This is a genomic window from Kangiella shandongensis (genome assembly GCF_020005365.1).
GTDB lineage: Bacteria > Pseudomonadota > Gammaproteobacteria > Enterobacterales > Kangiellaceae > Kangiella > Kangiella shandongensis.
Genome location: NZ_JACNML010000006.1, coordinates 23,830 through 40,339, shown reverse-complemented (window position 1 = coordinate 40,339; position 16,510 = coordinate 23,830). Strand labels below are relative to the sequence as shown.

Here is a 16,510-nt window from a genome sequence, read left to right as displayed (position 1 = left end):
ATAAGGATTCTTATGACTTTAGATATTTATCTATCCAATGATAGTGCGCCAGAACAATGGGGCGAAGGCGCCCTGTTAAGTTTTAAAGATGATAGCGTAACCATTCATACTCAAGATCCTGAATTAGTGCAGGTCGCTGCGCGTCGTCTGATTACTCAGGGCCTATCGTTTTTTGCTTTGAAAGGTGACTGGTCTTTGGAACAGCAGTGGAGTTTCTTTCAAGGTGCTTATGAGCCGAAAGTCGATGTTCAGATCGATTTTGCCGAACTGGCTGAAGCGGAGAGTAGCGAATTAGACGCGCGTATTCAGGTCAGCCGCTGGATGCGTTCGATGGTGAATGAAACGCCTGAAGTGCTGGCACCAGAAGTGCTAGCTCAAGAAGCAGCACAATTTGTACAAAGTCTGGCACCTGATCATGTCAGCTATGAGATTGTGGCGGGTGAGGAGCTGGAGCAACAAGGTCATATCGGTACCTGGGAAGTGGGGCGCGGTTCCAAGCGTCCACCAGCACTATTAAAATTAAAATATGATCCGAAAGGCAATGGCGACAAACCTGCTGCGGCACTAGTGGGTAAAGGCATTACTTTTGACAGTGGTGGTTACAGTATTAAACCGAGCGCTGGTATGTTGCATATGAAAGCCGATATGGGCGGTGCGGCAACAGTGACCGGTGGTTTAGGTTTGGCCATTCTACGTGGCTTGGAGAACCCCGTTAACCTGTATTTATGTTGTGCCGAGAACCTGATTAGCGGTCATGCGTATAAGTTGGGCGATATTTTAACCTATCCGAATGGCTTAACCGTTGAAATTCATAATACCGACGCTGAAGGTCGTGTGGTGCTGGCCGATGGTCTGTTATTGGCAGGTGAGTCGGGTGCCGACGTAATTATTGACGCCGCGACTTTGACCGGCGCTGCGGTAACGGCCTTGGGTAGTGACTATAATGCAGTCTTTGCTCTGGATCAGGAAGCCAGCAGTGAGTATTTAGATATTGCTCAGGAAGAGCAGGAAAAGCACTGGCCTTTACCACTCGAGCCTTTCCACGCCCACCGCTGTCCTTCGCATTTTGCCGATACCGCGAACAGCAAAGCGGTGAAAGGTGGTGGTCCTGGCGGCGCCAGTAATGCTGCAGGCTTCCTGTCTCGCTTTGTGCCGAACGAGGGTAAGGGCTGGCTGCATATCGACTTGGCATCGGCCTATAACGACAGCCCTACGCCTAAGTGGTCGGCGGGCGGTACCGGGTTAGGCTTTAGGACCATTGCTGCTAAGCTGTTGAGAAGTTAACTTTTCCTGTCATTCCCGCTGGTGCGGGAATGACATAGGCTCGACCTTATTATTCTTTAATCCCAAAAAGCTGTTCTTTTATGCTGGGTTCGTAGGTAGGCCACTCTTCCAGAACTTCATAATAGATCCCTTTGTGATTTTGATGCGACTGCATCAGGCAAAAATGATCAATTTCAAAGTTAAGATCCACCAACCGCTCGATGTCGGCGACTGGCTGACAGTCTCTGAATAAGGTGACATGTGGCTTAAAGGAGTGTCTGTCTTTGGCAAAATGTTGCCCAGCATTCGCCAGACAACGATTGATATGTTCTTTTAAGTCGCTCAGCTGTTGTTTGCCTTCAACGATTTCCACACAACCGATTTCATTTTTCGGGTAATAGGCGTAATGGTCGATACTGGCCGAGAAGGGTTTTATGCTGGGGATTTGAATCGCTTCGATTAAATCATCGATATCATCTGGAGCGATGGCACCCAGAAATTGTAAGGTAATGTGGAAGTTATGCACTTTGACCGCACGACCTAAAAACACTGGATTCGTTTGCTGTAGTAGTTCCAGCTGGTTTTTCAGAGGCTGTGGTAACTCAATAGCGAAGAAGAGTCTTGCCATTTTTTTACCAGAATTTGCAATAGAAGACATATAATTATTTAGTTTGAATTTGTTAAGATGGCATCATTGAAACGAATAGTACTGATAATATGTCAAAAAAGCCTCGAAAGAAAACCAGTAAGAATAATAAAGCGAAACTGGCTCGTCGAAAAAAATGGCGCTCCCTGCTGTGGAAGCTCGCCCTGATCTTTGTCGTATTGTTTGCAGGTTTTACTCTTTACTTAGACTCGGTCATCCAAAGTAAGTTTAAAGAAAATCGCTGGCAACTACCGGCACGGGTCTATGCGCAATCGCTCGAGCTGGCGAACGGTAAGTCGATGACGCCGACGCGATTACGTCAGGAACTGGAATTGCTGGGTTATCGTAAAGTGGTTAAAGCAACGCGACAGGGTGATTACGAGAATTATCAGAATTCGTTTTTTATTTACATCCGTGAATTCCAGTTTTGGGATAGCTTACAGGAACCATTACCGGTTTCATTCAGTATTAAGTCAGGGCGAATTGCTAATCTAAAGAACCGAGATACCGGCGAATCTTTGCAAATGGCACGCCTGGATCCCTTATTGATCGGTCAGTTCCACCCGAATCGTCTGGAAGATCGTATTCTGGTGCATCTGGATAATATCCCTGAGCATTTAAAACAGGCATTGTTAGCAGTAGAAGATCGAGATTTCTATCAGCACAGCGGTGTTTCAGTTAAAGCCGTTGCTCGTGCGGTGTGGCATAACATCACCAGTGATGGACGCGCCCAGGGTGGCAGTACCATTACTCAGCAGTTGGTTAAAAACTACTTCTTAACCAATGAGCGGACTTTATGGCGTAAATTTAAAGAAGCCATTATGTCGGTGATCCTCGAGGTTCGTTATGAGAAAGACGATATTCTTCAGGCCTATTTTAATGAAGTTTACTTTGGTCAGGATGGTGGTCGTGCGATTCATGGGGTCGGTCTTGCCAGCCAGTATTTCTTTGATAAACGGGCGCGTGATCTGACTCCGGCTCAGTCGGCGTTATTGGTAGGTATGTTGAAAAGTCCAACCGGCTATAACCCGCGTCGCAATAAGGAAGCCGCGTTACAGCGTCGTAATCAGGTGCTGAAGATTATGTATGATCAGAAGCATTTGACGGAGCGGGAGTACAAGCAGCAGCGTGAAACCACTTTATCGGTGGTGAGTAAGCCGTCATTGAAATTATCACGCGTACCGGCTTTTATGGATCTGGTGCGTCGACAGTTACAGAAGTCCTATTCGGAAGCAGAGTTAAAATCAGAAGGCTTACGAATTTTCACCACGCTTGATCCGGTGATGCAACGCTACACCGAAGAAAAAGTGCAGAGTACGCTGGATGGTATAGAACGTTCAAAAGGTATCGAGGAAGATTCACTACAGACGGCGGTCATTATTACGTCCAGCGAGACGGGTAATATTTTAGCGTTAGTAGGCGATCGACACGCTGGCCGAGCGGGCTTTAACCGGGCCATTGACGCAAAGCGCCAAATTGGTTCAGTGATTAAACCGTATGTGGTGTTGGCCGCACTTGAAAATAATGAAGATTATAATCTGGCGACGATACTGAGTGATGAAGAGCTGTCTATTAAGCAACGTGATGGCACCCTGTGGCAGCCGCGTAACTATGATCGCCGCTATCATGGGCAGGTGCCGCTGTTTGTGGCTCTGATGAAGTCCTATAACATCGCCATGGCGCGGCTGGGACAAGAAGTCGGTATCGATACTGTGGCTGAGTTTATTGAACAGGCCGGAGTGGAAGAGGAAGTGCGAGCTTTGGATGCTTTACCGCTTGGAGTATTGGAGTTAACGCCTATTGAGTTGGCTGGCTTGTATCAGTCGCTGGCCAGTGGCGGGCTCAAGATTAAACCATCGGCGATTACTGCAGTCACGGATAACCAGGGCTCCTTACTGGAGCGCTTCCCAATTGATTCGGAGCGCATTGCCTCTGAACTCAATACCTATCTAGTCAAGGCGGGAATGCAGCTAGTCGTTGAAAAAGGTACTGCGCGCTATCTGCATAAGCAAAATCCGTTTACTAATTTTGCGGGCAAAACCGGTACCACCAATGATTTGAAAGATTCGTGGTTTGCCGGCTTCTCTGGCGAACATTTGGCCGTGGTCTGGGTGGGGCGTGATGACAATAAGGAAGCCAACATTACCGGTTCATCGGCAGCGTTACCGGTTTTTACCGATATTTTTAATGGCGTGCCCACGGAATCTTTAAAGCTGGGATATGATGATAATATTGAGTGGCAGTTGGTCGATCCTGAAACTGGCTTTATCGCCGGGGATGGTTGTAGTGATGCCATCGAGGTTCCATTTATTCGAGGTACGGCTCCGGAAGAAACGGCCAATTGTCAGGCTGAGGCTGAGGAGGGTATCCTTGGCTTTTAAACTGGATCCGGTATTGTCGCAGGACTGCGTTGTTATCGGTAATTTTGAGCTGTCACAAGTGTTACTGATGAATGACAAGCATTATCCTTGGCTAATTTTGGTACCAAGGGTGGCCGATATTAGCGAGATATTTGAGTTATCGGAGCCACAACAGCGGTTACTGGCTGAAGAGTCGAGTTTTGTGTTGAAGGCAATGAGTGAAGAGTTCGCGGCCGATAAAATGAATCAGGCCGCATTGGGGAATATGGTTCCTCAACTACACGTACATCATGTCGCCCGCTTTAAGAATGATGCGGCATGGCCGGGACCTGTGTGGGGGAAAGTGGCAGCAAAACCGTATTCGGAACATACCTTAAAGACGATGATGACTCGACTCAATAAAGTACTGAGCCATCATCCTTCTTACCAAGCGTTATAATAATTACTACGGGCGTGAAAAATTGAACTGGGAGTTGTCGTGCCATTCGATCTGGGTATCGGTGGGCAGGCTACTCAGAGCCGCTGCCAGTGCTTCTGCCAGTGAAACCAAGTTGGGAATATCGATCAGCTCAGCTTCATCGTGAACCTGGTGGTAATGGTTCTGTCCGCGCCAGACTGAAATGGCATGCATGGGGATGCCTGTTACTTTTGCTTTTTCTTTGCCTTCAAACGCTTTCTTGATGACCTCGCTATCGGCATCCATTAAGGCAAAAGGGGCGTTATCGGAGCGGAAGAATAAGCCCATTTTAGGATCCAAAACCGGATCCAGCTGCCACCCCTGCTGCGCTAACTGTTTTTGCAGTAATGGATACAAACTGGAGTACTTGTCGCCCGTCATCCAGGCGCTGTTGAGCTTATCTTTTAGTGGCACGCCAACTAACTCAAACATAAAGCCGCTTTCAATCTGCGTTAAATCTATCAGCGGATTCTGAGCAAAATATTTAGAGCCTTGCAGTCCCATTTCTTCCGCATCCCAGGCCGCGATGATGATATTGAATGGGAGCGTTTCATATTGTTGGAGCGCCTGAGCTAACACCAGCGAGGCAACTACGCCGCTGGCATCGTCGTCCGCGCCGTTAAAGATGGTGTCACCATCAAGTTTGGAGTTAGTCCCAATATGATCATAATGCGCGCCGATCATAAAAAAGCGCTCACTGTCACAGCGACAGGGGATATAACCAATCACGTTGGCCGCCTGGCGTGGCTCACCCTGACGGTTGGTTGCCGTGAATGGCTGTAGATAACCTTCCTGTCCTGGTAAGGGCTTGATACCGATCTCTTTAAAACGTTTAATTAGCCATTGCTGAACGGCTTTGCTTTCCTCGCTGCCGGTAAGACGTCCCTGGCGATCATCATGAGCAAGGTAGTGCATCCATTGCTCAGCTTGCTGGATATTTGACTTTGATTCACTGTCGTCAGCTTCGGCTTGAACCGAAAATCCTATTAGCAGCAGTATCGTTTTAATTAAATATTTCAATGTAGTAACTCCTTTGAGAAAGGCTCCAGGTTCTGTTGAACCAACTCATGAGCAAGTTTCCAGTCAATATGCTCAATCTCATCATGGCCTTCTGTTAGTTGGTTCAGGATATCGTTTTGAACTTTACCACGTCGGTAAGCCTCTGCATACGGCATATGGTGGAACATCACCATGGAGTAACGCGGGATAAAGGTTGTCGGGTAGAGTTCTTCCAGTTTAAAGGCAATCTGTTTTTTCAGTTGAAACTTCGGGTCACGCACCGAATCACGCATCTCGACATAATTCTCTAAGGCCATGTCGGCGATGGCATTGGCATTCTCCTTTCTCACCGCCTCAAACTCTGGCATAACAGCTGACCAGTCATCCGAGTGTTTGTTGAGCAGACGGTGTAATTCAGAACAGTCTTCAAAACCACAATTCATGCCCTGACCATGGAACGGCACGATGGCGTGAGAGGCATCGCCAAAGAGGAGGATATCCTTGTAGCTCCAGTGCTTGGAGCGAACCGTGCCCAATATCCCGGTCGGATTGTTAAAGTAATCGTCTGCCAGATTGGGGATGAGCTCCAGAACGTCGGAAAACTGTTCCTGAAAAAAGGCCTCAACTGCTTCTTTGCTGTCAAAAGCGTCGAAGCTTACCGGCCCCTCGTTCGGCATAAACAGAGTAACGGTAAAGGAGCCGTCCAGATTAGGTAATGCGATTAACATATAGCCGCCACGAGGCCAGATGTGCAACGCCTCTTTTTCGATTTGGAATGGTGTTTTGCTATCTCCAGCAGGAATGGTTAATTCTTTATAGGAGTGTTTCAGTAGCTCTGAAGAGAAACCATCGACACCGAGTCTTTCCAGCGTCTGTCGGGTTTGTGAGCCAGCCCCGTCAGCACCTAATAGGATATCGTATTCCAGCGTCTCTTCTTCGTTGGTTTTCTCATTTTGGATACTGACAGTTTTATTATCAGGGCTGATATCCGTCAGCTCTTGCTCAAAGTGGAAGGTAACGTTACCAGTTGCCTCCGCCTCATCACGCAGTAAGCTCACAAGCCCTGCCCGTGATACCGAGTAGATGACTTCTTCTGGTTTACGCCCATACGGTTGCAGCGTGAGTTTCCCTGCAACATCATGCAGCATGCGACCTTTCATTGGAATTAATAGCTCGTTAACCTTGTCAATAATACCGACCTGTTCCAGTGCACGAATACCTCGATTAGCCAGGGCTAAATTGATCGAGCGGCCTGCTGGAATAGAGGTGTTTCTAATGTCCGGTAACTTTTCATAGACATTAACCCGGTAGCCGCGTTGACCGAGATAAATGCTCATCAACGAGCCAACCAGGCCAGCACCGATTAAGGTGATATGATTTTTATCGCTCATGCTTTTGCTCCCTCAATCGCTTGTTTTAGGATGTCGACGAAACGGTAACAGTCTTCAAACGAGTTGTATTGCGGCACGGGCGCAACCCGTATCACGTTGGGGTAACGGAAGTCACAGGTAACGCCAGCCGCTTCGATGGCATCAAAGATCGTTTTACCGTCAGTACCGTGCAAGTTAATAGTCAGTGACAGCTGGGCGCCCGACGCTTTTTCTAACTTAGGTGTCAGAATATTGACTTCTTCAGACAGTTCTGTTTCCAATAACTGACGCAGATAGGCGGTTAGTTTCAGCGACTTCTCACGTAACTTTTCGATGCCGCCTGCTTTAGCTACCGTATCCAGTGAGCCGCGAATGGCTGCCAGCGATAAGATTGGCGGATTGGATAGTTGCCAGGCTTCGGCACTTTCCGTCGGCACAAAACTGTTTTCCATTTTAAAGCGTGACTCTTTGTCATGACCCCACCAGCCGGCAAAGCGAGGAAGAGCTTTATCTTTGTGATGACGTTCATGCACAAAACAGCCGGCAACAGAGCCTGGGCCTGAGTTAAGGTATTTATAAGTACACCAGGCGGCAAAGTCCGGTCCCCATTGATGGAGTTTCATTGGGATATTCCCGGCAGCGTGAGCCAGATCGAATCCGACATAACAGCCTTTGGCGTGTCCGGCTTTGGTGATCGCTTCCATATCCAGAACCTGTCCCGTGTAATATTGTACTCCGGGTAGCAGGATTAAGGCTGTTGAGTCACCGTGCTCTTGGATCGCCTGCAAAATATCGTTATCACGCAGGATTTCTTCACCGTCGCGAGGTTTGAGTAAAATCATGCTCTCTGTCGGGTCGAAGCCGTGGTACTTTATTTGCGACTCCACCGCATAGTGATCGGAAGGGAAGGCATGATCCTCAATGATAATTTTATGGCGAGTTGGTGTCGGGCGATAAAAGCTAACCATCATGAAGTGCAGGTTAGCGGTTAGTGTATTCATGCTCACTACTTCAGAGGTTTTAGCACCAACCAGATCGGCAAAACCCTGACTCAAAAATTCATGATACGGCATCCAGGGGTAGTCGCCGGAAAAGTGTCCTTTCACTCCAAGCTTACGCCACTGTGTTAATTCATCATTAACGTACTCAGCTGCTAATTTCGGTTGTAAACCAAGAGAGTTACCACACAGATAAATTTCGTCATCGCCATTGCTTTGTTTGGGGATAGCAAATTCATCACGAATGGCCTTTAAAGGATCCTGGCTGTCCAGGTTTTTGGCATAATCTAAACTGAAAATAGTACTCATTTTTGTATTCCAAACTCAGACATCGCTGGCTTCAGTGATGTCAGTTAACGGGTATAACACCGGGCGACTCGGCGCGGCGTCCAGCTGAAAGTGCGGCAGTTGCAAGTTGAGCCAATAGAGTCCATCGGTAATATCATCGTCAACGAAGACCATTTCGGTAATCGTGCGATGGATTAGTGTGGTGTCTGTCAGTTGGTGTGTGCCGTGAGGGACATTCCAAAAGGTGTGATGGTTATGCAGCTGGCCTTCGTCGAACATTTTATCGATCGACGGGAAGTCGACTAACAGGTGGTGAATATTTGACTGGCTTAACCACTCAATAGCTTCAGTCGAGAAAAAGGGCGGCTGCTCCGACTCCCCATAAACGCGGCTACGCTTGTCTCGAGTGTTGGGTAGCGTACGAATAGCGACAGCACCCATCAAATCCAGATCCTGGCTCGATAATTCCTGCTCTAACGCTTGTCGCGTAATTAGAAGATCATTATCTTCACGATTGGGGCGGTAGTGTTCATTGGTGTCGCTGGCGCGTTGCGGCGTCACTGACAGGACATAACAGCTTGTTAGTGAGCTGGTCAGAGCATTGCCCACCGGAACCAGCTCATCAATAATATGATGCACGGTCTCGGTGTGAGTACCATTACAGTGCGGCACCATTTCAATGCTACTGACATTGCAACTGCCGCCCTTGCTGGTATCGCCAATAAAACCATCGCCCTGTAGGATTTCTTTTTTCGCCTGGTTAGCACCAAAGTGATTTGGCTGAGCTTTGTCAAACGCTAGCGGTATGGCGATGGAGCTGGCTTGCGACAGCTCCAGCTGGTAGGTGTGGCCATCGAACTCGACAAAGGTGCTCATGGCATAAAGTCCTGCTTATTCAGTTTCAGCCACTCTAATGCCGTGCCATGCAGTAAGCGATCTTCTACCGAACGCTCATAATTCATCGACTGGATAAGCTTGCCTGGTTCCAGTTCTCCCAGAGGGAAAGGGTAGTCAGTACCTAGAGCTAATTTTTCTGGACCCATCAGGTTGACGATATAGTCCAACATGCCCTGGTCATGAACCAGAGTATCAAGGTAAATTTGGTCGAGATATTTGCGTGGATTATGCGGATTGTCGACCGCCATCAAGTCAGGGCGAACATTGTAAGCATGCTCGATTCGGCCAATGGTTGCTGGGAAGCTACCGCCACCGTGAGCAAAAGCCACGCGCAGATTCGGGTGACGCTCCAGAACGCCGCCAAAAATCATAGAGTTAATGGCCAGCGATGTTTCGGCTGGCATGCCCACTAACCAGGGCATCCAGTACTTTTGCATTTTTTCCTTACCGACCATGTCCCACGGGTGAACAAAGACCGCTGCATCCAGCTCTTCGGCCGCGGCAAAGAACTCTTCAAGCTCAGGTGCATTTAAGTTCCAGCCATTGACATGCGAGCCAATCTGCACACCGGCCAGACCTATTTCTTTGACACAGCGCTCCAGCTCTTTAACCGCTAGATCGGGAGCCTGCATCGGTAACGTGCCGAGACCAATAAAACGTTTCGGGTACTTTTCGACAATGCCTGCAATATGGTCATTGAGGAAACGTGACAGGTCGTGAGTATCTTCGGCTTTTGCCCAGTAGTTAAACATGATGGGCACCGTCGATAACACTTGCACATGAACACCGTGGTGGTCACAGTCTTTCATACGTACTTCCGGTGACCAGCAGTTCTCCTCAATCTCCCTAAAGAACTTACCGTCAACTATCATGCGTGCACAGCCACATTTATGGTGATCGAGTTGTACAAAGCCACCGTAGCCATATCTTTCTTTCAAGTCAGGCCAGTTTTCCGGCAGTATGTGAGTGTGAATATCAATTTTAAGTGGGTTCATAAACGTTATAGATCCAATTTATTTTCTTTTGGCATGACAGTGCCGCATTGATCACAGGTTCTGTGTGCTTCGCTCTCTAAAAAGCGCTCGAAAACGGGGAGGAAGTCTTTTTCCACATTGGTTAATGGAAAATATTCTTCATACAATTTGTTATCACAGTTTTCGCAAAACCACATCAGGCCATCTTTTTCATGGGGCAAGCGTTTACGCTCGACCACAAGGCCAATGGAGTTTGCAAAGCGAACCGGGGAGTGCGGCACTTGGGGAGGTAATAAGAAGATCTCGCCAGCTTTAATCGGATAGTCGACGCGCTTGCCATCCTGAATGGTTCGAAGTTCCATCTCACCTTCCAGTTGGTAGAAAAATTCTGGCCCTTCATCGTAATGAAAATCTCGACGTCCGTTAGGCCCACCAACGACCATCACAATAAAGTCATCCTGCTCAAATACCTGTTTGTTACACACCGGCGGTTGCAATAGATGACGGTGTTCATCAATCCATTGTTGGAAATTAAAAGGAGCTACTGGCTTTGCTGTTGATTCACTCATGACTATCCTCCGGTTATCCTATTCAATGGTCGCGATACACTTCAGCTCAATTGCTATCGGTGTCGGTAGCGAGCTGATCTCAATGGTGGTACGGCAGGGCTGGTTGTCGGCGAAATACTCAGCGTAAACTTTATTATAGGTCTTAAAGTCATCTTTCATGTTGGTCAAGAACACCTGGACATCGACCAGTTGCTCCCAGCTGGAGCCCGACTCTTCCAGAATCCATCGAATATTATCAAAGACGCTACGACACTGGGTTTCAATACAATAATCGATAATATTGCCATTATCATCCAGTGTTACGCCGGGAATGTCTTTGCTCCCTTTCTGGCGTGGACCGACGCCTGATAAAAATAGCAGGTTGCCGACGCGGCGTGCGTGGGGATAAAGACCGACAGGCTCAGGGGCTTTGCTGGATACAATTTTTTCTGACATAAATTCCTCAAGCATTTGACTTTTTAACCGTTTGCTAAAGCTCTTCGTTGTATATACGGATTTAGTTCTATGACAAAATCCTAATCAAACGGCTGTATGTTTTATAAACGAATCTAAAGAAAATATTACGGTCTGTTGATCATTCATAAAATATCTCTGCTGGGCGAAAATAGCCTCAGCCCTTTGGGTTGTGTTTAAAATGTTGTCACTCTTTGTTGTAAGTTGTTGATTTAGAATGACTAAATCTTAACATCTTCCGCCGCGATTGACGACATTTTATACACAACAGAGGCGTTTTATGAATGAGCAACAGGCCTGAGTATTACAGGCGCGTGCAAACGCCAAAGCGCAGAAATTAGCGCTATAAGGAAAGAGGTTTCAATCCAGGATCCATTTGCATCCGCCCTGATTGGCGAAGATAAACCCGGATGTTTTTTGGTGTGGGAAATAGTGCATGCGGTATTTATAGCTGAAACATGGGACTTATTCAAGGTTGCAGGCACGTTAGGAAGACAGCGGTGAATAATAGCCGAAGGTAAGAGTGTCGGGGCCATCGGGTGTAAGCTATCTCTTAATGTCGATGATGATTTTTCTGAAAATGGTGTGAATATAAACAATAACTCATTGATTTTATTTATAAGAAAACAAATGAGTGTCTTGTAATCGTAAGAGTCCTCTATAAGCTGGTAGTTGCTTACATGACGTAGGCTTCACTAAAGAAGGAGTTATATTTATGAAAAGGAATAAACAATTATGGTTGGCAGCTGCTTTTGCTGGACTGTCAGCGACTTCATTATCCACCATAGCATCTATCAATGATTCAACTGATCTTGCCAACATCAGCAAACAAGCTTCAGCTGCATTTCAAGGTGAGGTTGTCGGTATTGACTATAAGGACTCGGTAGAAGGTATCCCCCACACTTTTGTGACATACCGTATCGAAGATGATTTCGGTTCGGGCAATGCCGGACGCGAGGTAACCTTACGTTTTATTGGCGGAGTAAAGAAAATCAGCGAAAAGCACTATAAAACGCTCGAGGTCTCGAACGTTCCTGAGTTTGTAAAAGGTTCGCGAGATATTGTGTTTTTAAGCCAGAAAGATGATGGTCAATGCCCTCTGGTTCAGTGCTCGAATGGTTTGTTTCGAGTGAAGAACGATCAGGTGTTTGATCATACTGGGAAAGCTTTAGCCGTTGGCAAAGGCAAACAACCACAACCTATGGTTGAAGCTGTTGGTGAGAGCCAAAGTCAGGCGCGTAAGCCGGTACGTCAGCCAAAGCAAAGTATGTCTCTTAAAGCCTTTAAGAGAAAAGTCGTTACGCTGATGAAAGGAAAATCAGCGAAAACTTTGCGTAGTGCAGATATGTCGCAGGATTTTCATGCTGCGGCGATGATGGCTATGCCAGCACCAAAGCTTCCGCCACGAGCGAAAAAAGAAAAGACAATCATTGAACAGGACGTTCAGTAATTCAGATTTTAGGGAGAAAGTCTTATGAAAAAATTAATCTTATTATCGGCAATGTGTGTCGTTGCTGCTTTTACGAATGACGCGACAGCGGCGTCGCTTGATGACTCTTGTAATGGGGTTTATAAAAAGTGGCACAGTAACAACGTAACCTATCGTGCGAGTGCGGTTGGTTTTCCATCGGGTAACGATTACAGAAAGGCGCTGGGTCATGTGATTACTCAGTTTAATAAGAATGCGAGTAATATCCGTTTCTCAATGCAATACGATGAAGCTTCTGTCGGCATGGGTAATGGTGAGAATGAGGTGTGGTGGACCAGTGATTTAGGAGCACCAGCCGTGGCCTATACCTGGAAGTCGTGTTATTGGTCGTTTGGCTGGAAACATAAAATTACTGAGTCTGATATTGTGTTCAAAAACACGGTTAACTATACCCCTAACGTGGAATATGGTATTCGCGGTAACGCAACTAATCTGTTCCCTTACGGTGGTTCTTCAAGACCTTTCAAGACAACAGCACTGCATGAATTTGGTCATGGTGCCGGTTTAGGTCATGAGAATGGTCGTTACAGCATTATGGGACAGGACTGGGATCATATCCATCGTAATTACGTTTATGCTCTGGCTTACCTGGGCGAAGATGCTAACTATGCATTACGTCAGCTATACGGTAATAATTCGTCCAGCAATGTGCAGGACGTTGGTGTCGTTCACTGGAAGTACAATGGTGCCCGCGGTGCCTACAGTTCTCATATTCGAACCAAACTGTACAATACATCGGGCTATGAGCTGTCTTACAACACGGTGAATGGTGAGCGCCGCTACTATGTGTACCCAGGTCAAACGGTACGAGCAGAGTTCACTTACGAGAATAGTGGTGAGTCATCACAGTATCCAACGATCCATTATGTGGTATCGACCAATAGTTTGATTACAACCTATGATACTTTGATCGCGTCTACCGCATTTACCTTGAATCCTGAAGGTAGCGTGTATACGGCCACGCGTACGGTGACGATCCCGTCGAGCCTTAACGTTGGGCAAAATTATTGGTTGGGTGCGATTATGGATCCGAATAAGAGCCTTGCGGAAAAAGAAGAAAACAATAACGCAACCTATATTCCAATCCGTACTTACTAATAGCCAATAAAAGTTAAGCCCTGCTGTGCAGGGCTTTTTTTAATCTCGAAAGTTATTAAACTGAAATGGCTGGCCTAACTCTGCCTGACGTACAGTTCCCATAGCGGTTTGCAGATCATCGCGTTTCTTACCAGTGACACGAACCTGTTCACCCTGAATGGAAGCTTGTACTTTCAGCTTGGTTTCCTTAATCAACTTAACCAGCTTTTTGGCCGTTTCTTTATCAATCCCCTGTTTAAACGTTATCGTTTTATAAAAGGTTTTACCGGAATGTGTAGCTTCGTCGGTGATGTCTAAGGCATTAACGTCAATACTACGTTTAGTGCAGCAACGGTAGAAAATATCAATCATTTGATCGACTTGGAAGTCTGCTTCGGCCGTTACTTTGACGGTATCGCCTGACTGTTCAAAGCTGGCTTCGACACCACGAAAATCAAAGCGTGTACTTAATTCGCGGTTCGCATTATCTACCGTATTGGTAATTTCATGTTTGTCCACTTCGGACACAATATCAAAAGATGGCATAGTTCGAATTCTCAAAATTGAAGATCATAGCTGCATTATAGGCAAAAAAAGCCACTGCGCTAGTCACTTGGCTTTTCTGGATGTGACATTTGCGTTTGAATTGTTAATAATCGGTAGACTGAATATTTACTAACTAGGTGTCAATGTCTATGTCTAAACGCATTCAAGGGGTTCCTGCAACCCTTACAAGCTTGCTGGTTGCTACCGCATTATTAACCACAGGTTGCGAGCAGGAAGAGCAAACACAAGAACAACAGACTCAAGAAACATCGCAAGACGAGGCTGTTAGCCAGCCTGAGAAGCAGGCGGATAAAACGGCTGCGATAAAACCTGAAGCGGTATTCGAACAGGCTACAACTGCCTTGTTTAAAGCACGACCAATGAATGCGTCCATGTATGGTGTCAGCGAAGACATGGCAGGAGGATATTATCAGGATAGGCTTCCCGAATTTTCCCCTGAGAGCGAAGCTGCGCTGAGAGAAGAGCTTAGAACTTACTCAAAAACACTGCAGGGGCTTAAAGCGGATAGTGTGCAGGGTGAAGAAAACCGTAAGGTGGTTGCTAATCTGACGCGTTATTATTCAGGGGAGCCTAACTTTGACATTGGCTATATCGATCTTTGGATGGGCCATACTCCCTTTATCGTTAGTCAGATTAATGGGCCAGCGATTGATGTGCCAAATTTGTTGCAAAATAATCACCCGATAAAAACGGCACAAAATGCTCAAGACTATCTTGCCCGACTCGAACAGTTTGGTGACTTGATTAACAGCGTGGACGAGAAGGTTAAAGCGGATGCAAAGCAGGGTTGGATCCCTCCTAAAATTATTATCAAAGGTGCTCTGAATTTCTTATATGGCTTTGTTAAAGCTGAGCCAGAGCAGCATGCCTTAGTGAACAATCTAAGAGATAAACTTGAGACGTTGGAGTTACCAGCCAAGCAAAAACAAGCCATGGTCTCAGACGCCGTTAGCCTGACCAAAACGACGGTTTATCCTGCCTATAAAACGCTCGCCAAAACAATGGAAGGTTTGCTGGATAAAGCACCAGAAGAGTCAGGAATATGGGTTCAACCAAATGGTGCAGAGTTTTATCGTGATGCTGTACGTCAATTAGGTGATACCGATCTGACTCCGGAAGAAGTGCATCAGATAGGACTTGATGAGGTAGCAAGAATCACGGACGAAATGGATGCCATTTTAAAGTCTGAAGGTTATGAAAAGGGCTCCGTGGGCGAGCGAATGGCGGCGTTAAATGAAGAAGACCGTTTCATCTATGAAGATTCTGATGAAGGCCGCCAGAAGTTACTCAATGACTTAAATGGCATGCTTGATGACATCAATAAAGTGATGCCGACACAGTTTGCTACGATACCTCCTTATGAGGTGGAAATTCGGCGGATTCCGATTGAGCGTCAGGACGGTGCGCCTGGAGGACAATATACACCACCACCGTTGGATGGCTCTGAGCCTGGCATCTACTGGATCAATTTACGTGACATGAAAGCGAATGCTAAATTTGATCTAAAAACCTTAACCTATCACGAAGCCAACCCTGGACATCATTGGCAGATTGCCTTAAACATGGCGCAGGAAAGCTTGCCAATGTTGCGCCGTATCGCACCTTATAACGCTTATGTTGAAGGCTGGGCACTATATTCCGAGCTAGTAGCCTGGGAGATGGGCATGTATGAGGATGACCCGTATGGAGATCTGGGGCGTTTGAAAGCGGAACTATTTCGTGCGGTTCGTCTGGTGGTGGATACCGGTCTTCATCATAAAAAATGGACTCGTGAGGAAGCGATCGATTATATGGAAAGTACCACGGGAACGGCTCATTCTGATGTAGTCTCAGAAATTGAGCGATACATGGCTTGGCCGGGTCAGGCTCTGGGCTATAAACTCGGTATGCTGAATATTGTTAAACAGCGTGCGAAAGCAAAAGAAGCACTGGGAGAGAAATTCAATATTAAAGAGTTTCATGATCTGGTCCTTCTAGGTGGGGCTGTGCCAATGTCTGTCTTGAATGAGAAAATTGCAAACTGGATAGAGAATAAAAAATAAACTGTTAAAGACAAACAAGCCTCGCCTAAGCGAGGCTTGTTTATGGAGATGGCCCTGTCTT

Annotated in this window: 15 protein-coding genes; 6 read left to right on the top strand and 9 right to left on the bottom strand. The window is 46.6% G+C overall.

The window, feature by feature from the left end:
- Positions 1-12: 12 nt before the first annotated feature.
- On the top strand, positions 13-1,284 hold the full coding sequence (pepB, locus tag H7708_RS08170) for an aminopeptidase PepB (RefSeq protein ID WP_223670044.1): 1,272 nt from the start codon (positions 13-15) through the stop codon (positions 1,282-1,284).
- Between the two features lie 49 nt (positions 1,285-1,333).
- Here pepB and thpR read toward each other — a convergent pair whose 3' ends face one another.
- Positions 1,334-1,891, bottom strand: coding sequence for an RNA 2',3'-cyclic phosphodiesterase (gene thpR, locus H7708_RS08165; RefSeq protein ID WP_223670042.1), 558 nt, complete (start codon positions 1,889-1,891; stop codon positions 1,334-1,336).
- 89 nt (positions 1,892-1,980) lie between these two features.
- Between thpR and mrcB the strand changes: the two genes are divergently transcribed.
- Both mrcB and H7708_RS08155 read left to right on the top strand, forming a co-directional pair.
- Positions 1,981-4,290, top strand: a complete 2,310-nt coding sequence (gene mrcB, locus H7708_RS08160; protein ID WP_223670040.1) for a penicillin-binding protein 1B — start codon at positions 1,981-1,983, stop codon at positions 4,288-4,290.
- On the top strand, positions 4,280-4,708 hold the full coding sequence (locus H7708_RS08155) for an HIT domain-containing protein (protein WP_223670038.1): 429 nt from the start codon (positions 4,280-4,282) through the stop codon (positions 4,706-4,708). Before mrcB ends, H7708_RS08155 begins: the two co-directional genes overlap by 11 nt.
- A 6-nt stretch (positions 4,709-4,714) precedes the next feature.
- Here H7708_RS08155 and H7708_RS08150 read toward each other — a convergent pair whose 3' ends face one another.
- The 7 genes from H7708_RS08150 to H7708_RS08120 are packed head-to-tail and all read right to left on the bottom strand — an operon-like array spanning position 4,715 to position 11,256.
- Positions 4,715-5,746 carry a M20/M25/M40 family metallo-hydrolase gene (locus tag H7708_RS08150; protein WP_223670036.1) on the bottom strand — a complete coding sequence of 344 codons (1,032 nt, stop codon included), beginning with the start codon at positions 5,744-5,746 and terminating at the stop codon, positions 4,715-4,717.
- The gene (locus tag H7708_RS08145; protein ID WP_223670035.1) at positions 5,743-7,116 is read right to left on the bottom strand and encodes an FAD-dependent oxidoreductase; all 1,374 of its coding nucleotides are present in this window, start codon (positions 7,114-7,116) and stop codon (positions 5,743-5,745) included. Before H7708_RS08145 ends, H7708_RS08150 begins: the two co-directional genes overlap by 4 nt.
- On the bottom strand, positions 7,113-8,402 hold the full coding sequence (gene kynU / locus H7708_RS08140) for a kynureninase (RefSeq protein WP_223670033.1): 1,290 nt from the start codon (positions 8,400-8,402) through the stop codon (positions 7,113-7,115). The genes H7708_RS08145 and kynU overlap by 4 nt, the downstream gene beginning before the upstream one ends.
- 15 nt (positions 8,403-8,417) lie before the next feature.
- A complete protein-coding gene (locus tag H7708_RS08135; RefSeq protein WP_223670032.1) occupies positions 8,418-9,257 on the bottom strand; it encodes a cyclase family protein in 840 nt (279 codons plus the stop codon).
- Positions 9,254-10,273, bottom strand: a complete 1,020-nt coding sequence (locus H7708_RS08130) for an amidohydrolase family protein (protein ID WP_223670030.1) — start codon at positions 10,271-10,273, stop codon at positions 9,254-9,256. The genes H7708_RS08135 and H7708_RS08130 overlap by 4 nt, the downstream gene beginning before the upstream one ends.
- Positions 10,274-10,278: 5 nt before the next feature.
- Positions 10,279-10,821, bottom strand: coding sequence for a 3-hydroxyanthranilate 3,4-dioxygenase (locus H7708_RS08125; protein ID WP_223670028.1), 543 nt, complete (start codon positions 10,819-10,821; stop codon positions 10,279-10,281).
- 18 nt (positions 10,822-10,839) lie between these two features.
- The gene (locus H7708_RS08120; RefSeq protein ID WP_223670026.1) at positions 10,840-11,256 is read right to left on the bottom strand and encodes a RidA family protein; all 417 of its coding nucleotides are present in this window, start codon (positions 11,254-11,256) and stop codon (positions 10,840-10,842) included.
- A gap of 733 nt (positions 11,257-11,989) precedes the next feature.
- Here H7708_RS08120 and H7708_RS08115 point away from each other — a divergent pair.
- On the top strand, positions 11,990-12,724 hold the full coding sequence (locus H7708_RS08115; protein WP_223670024.1) for a hypothetical protein: 735 nt from the start codon (positions 11,990-11,992) through the stop codon (positions 12,722-12,724).
- A gap of 24 nt (positions 12,725-12,748) precedes the next feature.
- The gene (locus tag H7708_RS08110) at positions 12,749-13,861 is read left to right on the top strand and encodes a M10 family metallopeptidase domain-containing protein (RefSeq protein ID WP_223670022.1); all 1,113 of its coding nucleotides are present in this window, start codon (positions 12,749-12,751) and stop codon (positions 13,859-13,861) included.
- A gap of 39 nt (positions 13,862-13,900) precedes the next feature.
- Here the strand turns inward: H7708_RS08110 and H7708_RS08105 are convergent, their stop codons facing one another.
- The gene (locus H7708_RS08105; protein ID WP_223670021.1) at positions 13,901-14,386 is read right to left on the bottom strand and encodes a YajQ family cyclic di-GMP-binding protein; all 486 of its coding nucleotides are present in this window, start codon (positions 14,384-14,386) and stop codon (positions 13,901-13,903) included.
- Between the two features lie 143 nt (positions 14,387-14,529).
- Between H7708_RS08105 and H7708_RS08100 the strand changes: the two genes are divergently transcribed.
- The gene (locus H7708_RS08100; protein ID WP_407929732.1) at positions 14,530-16,449 is read left to right on the top strand and encodes a DUF885 domain-containing protein; all 1,920 of its coding nucleotides are present in this window, start codon (positions 14,530-14,532) and stop codon (positions 16,447-16,449) included.
- Positions 16,450-16,510: the final 61 nt, after the last annotated feature.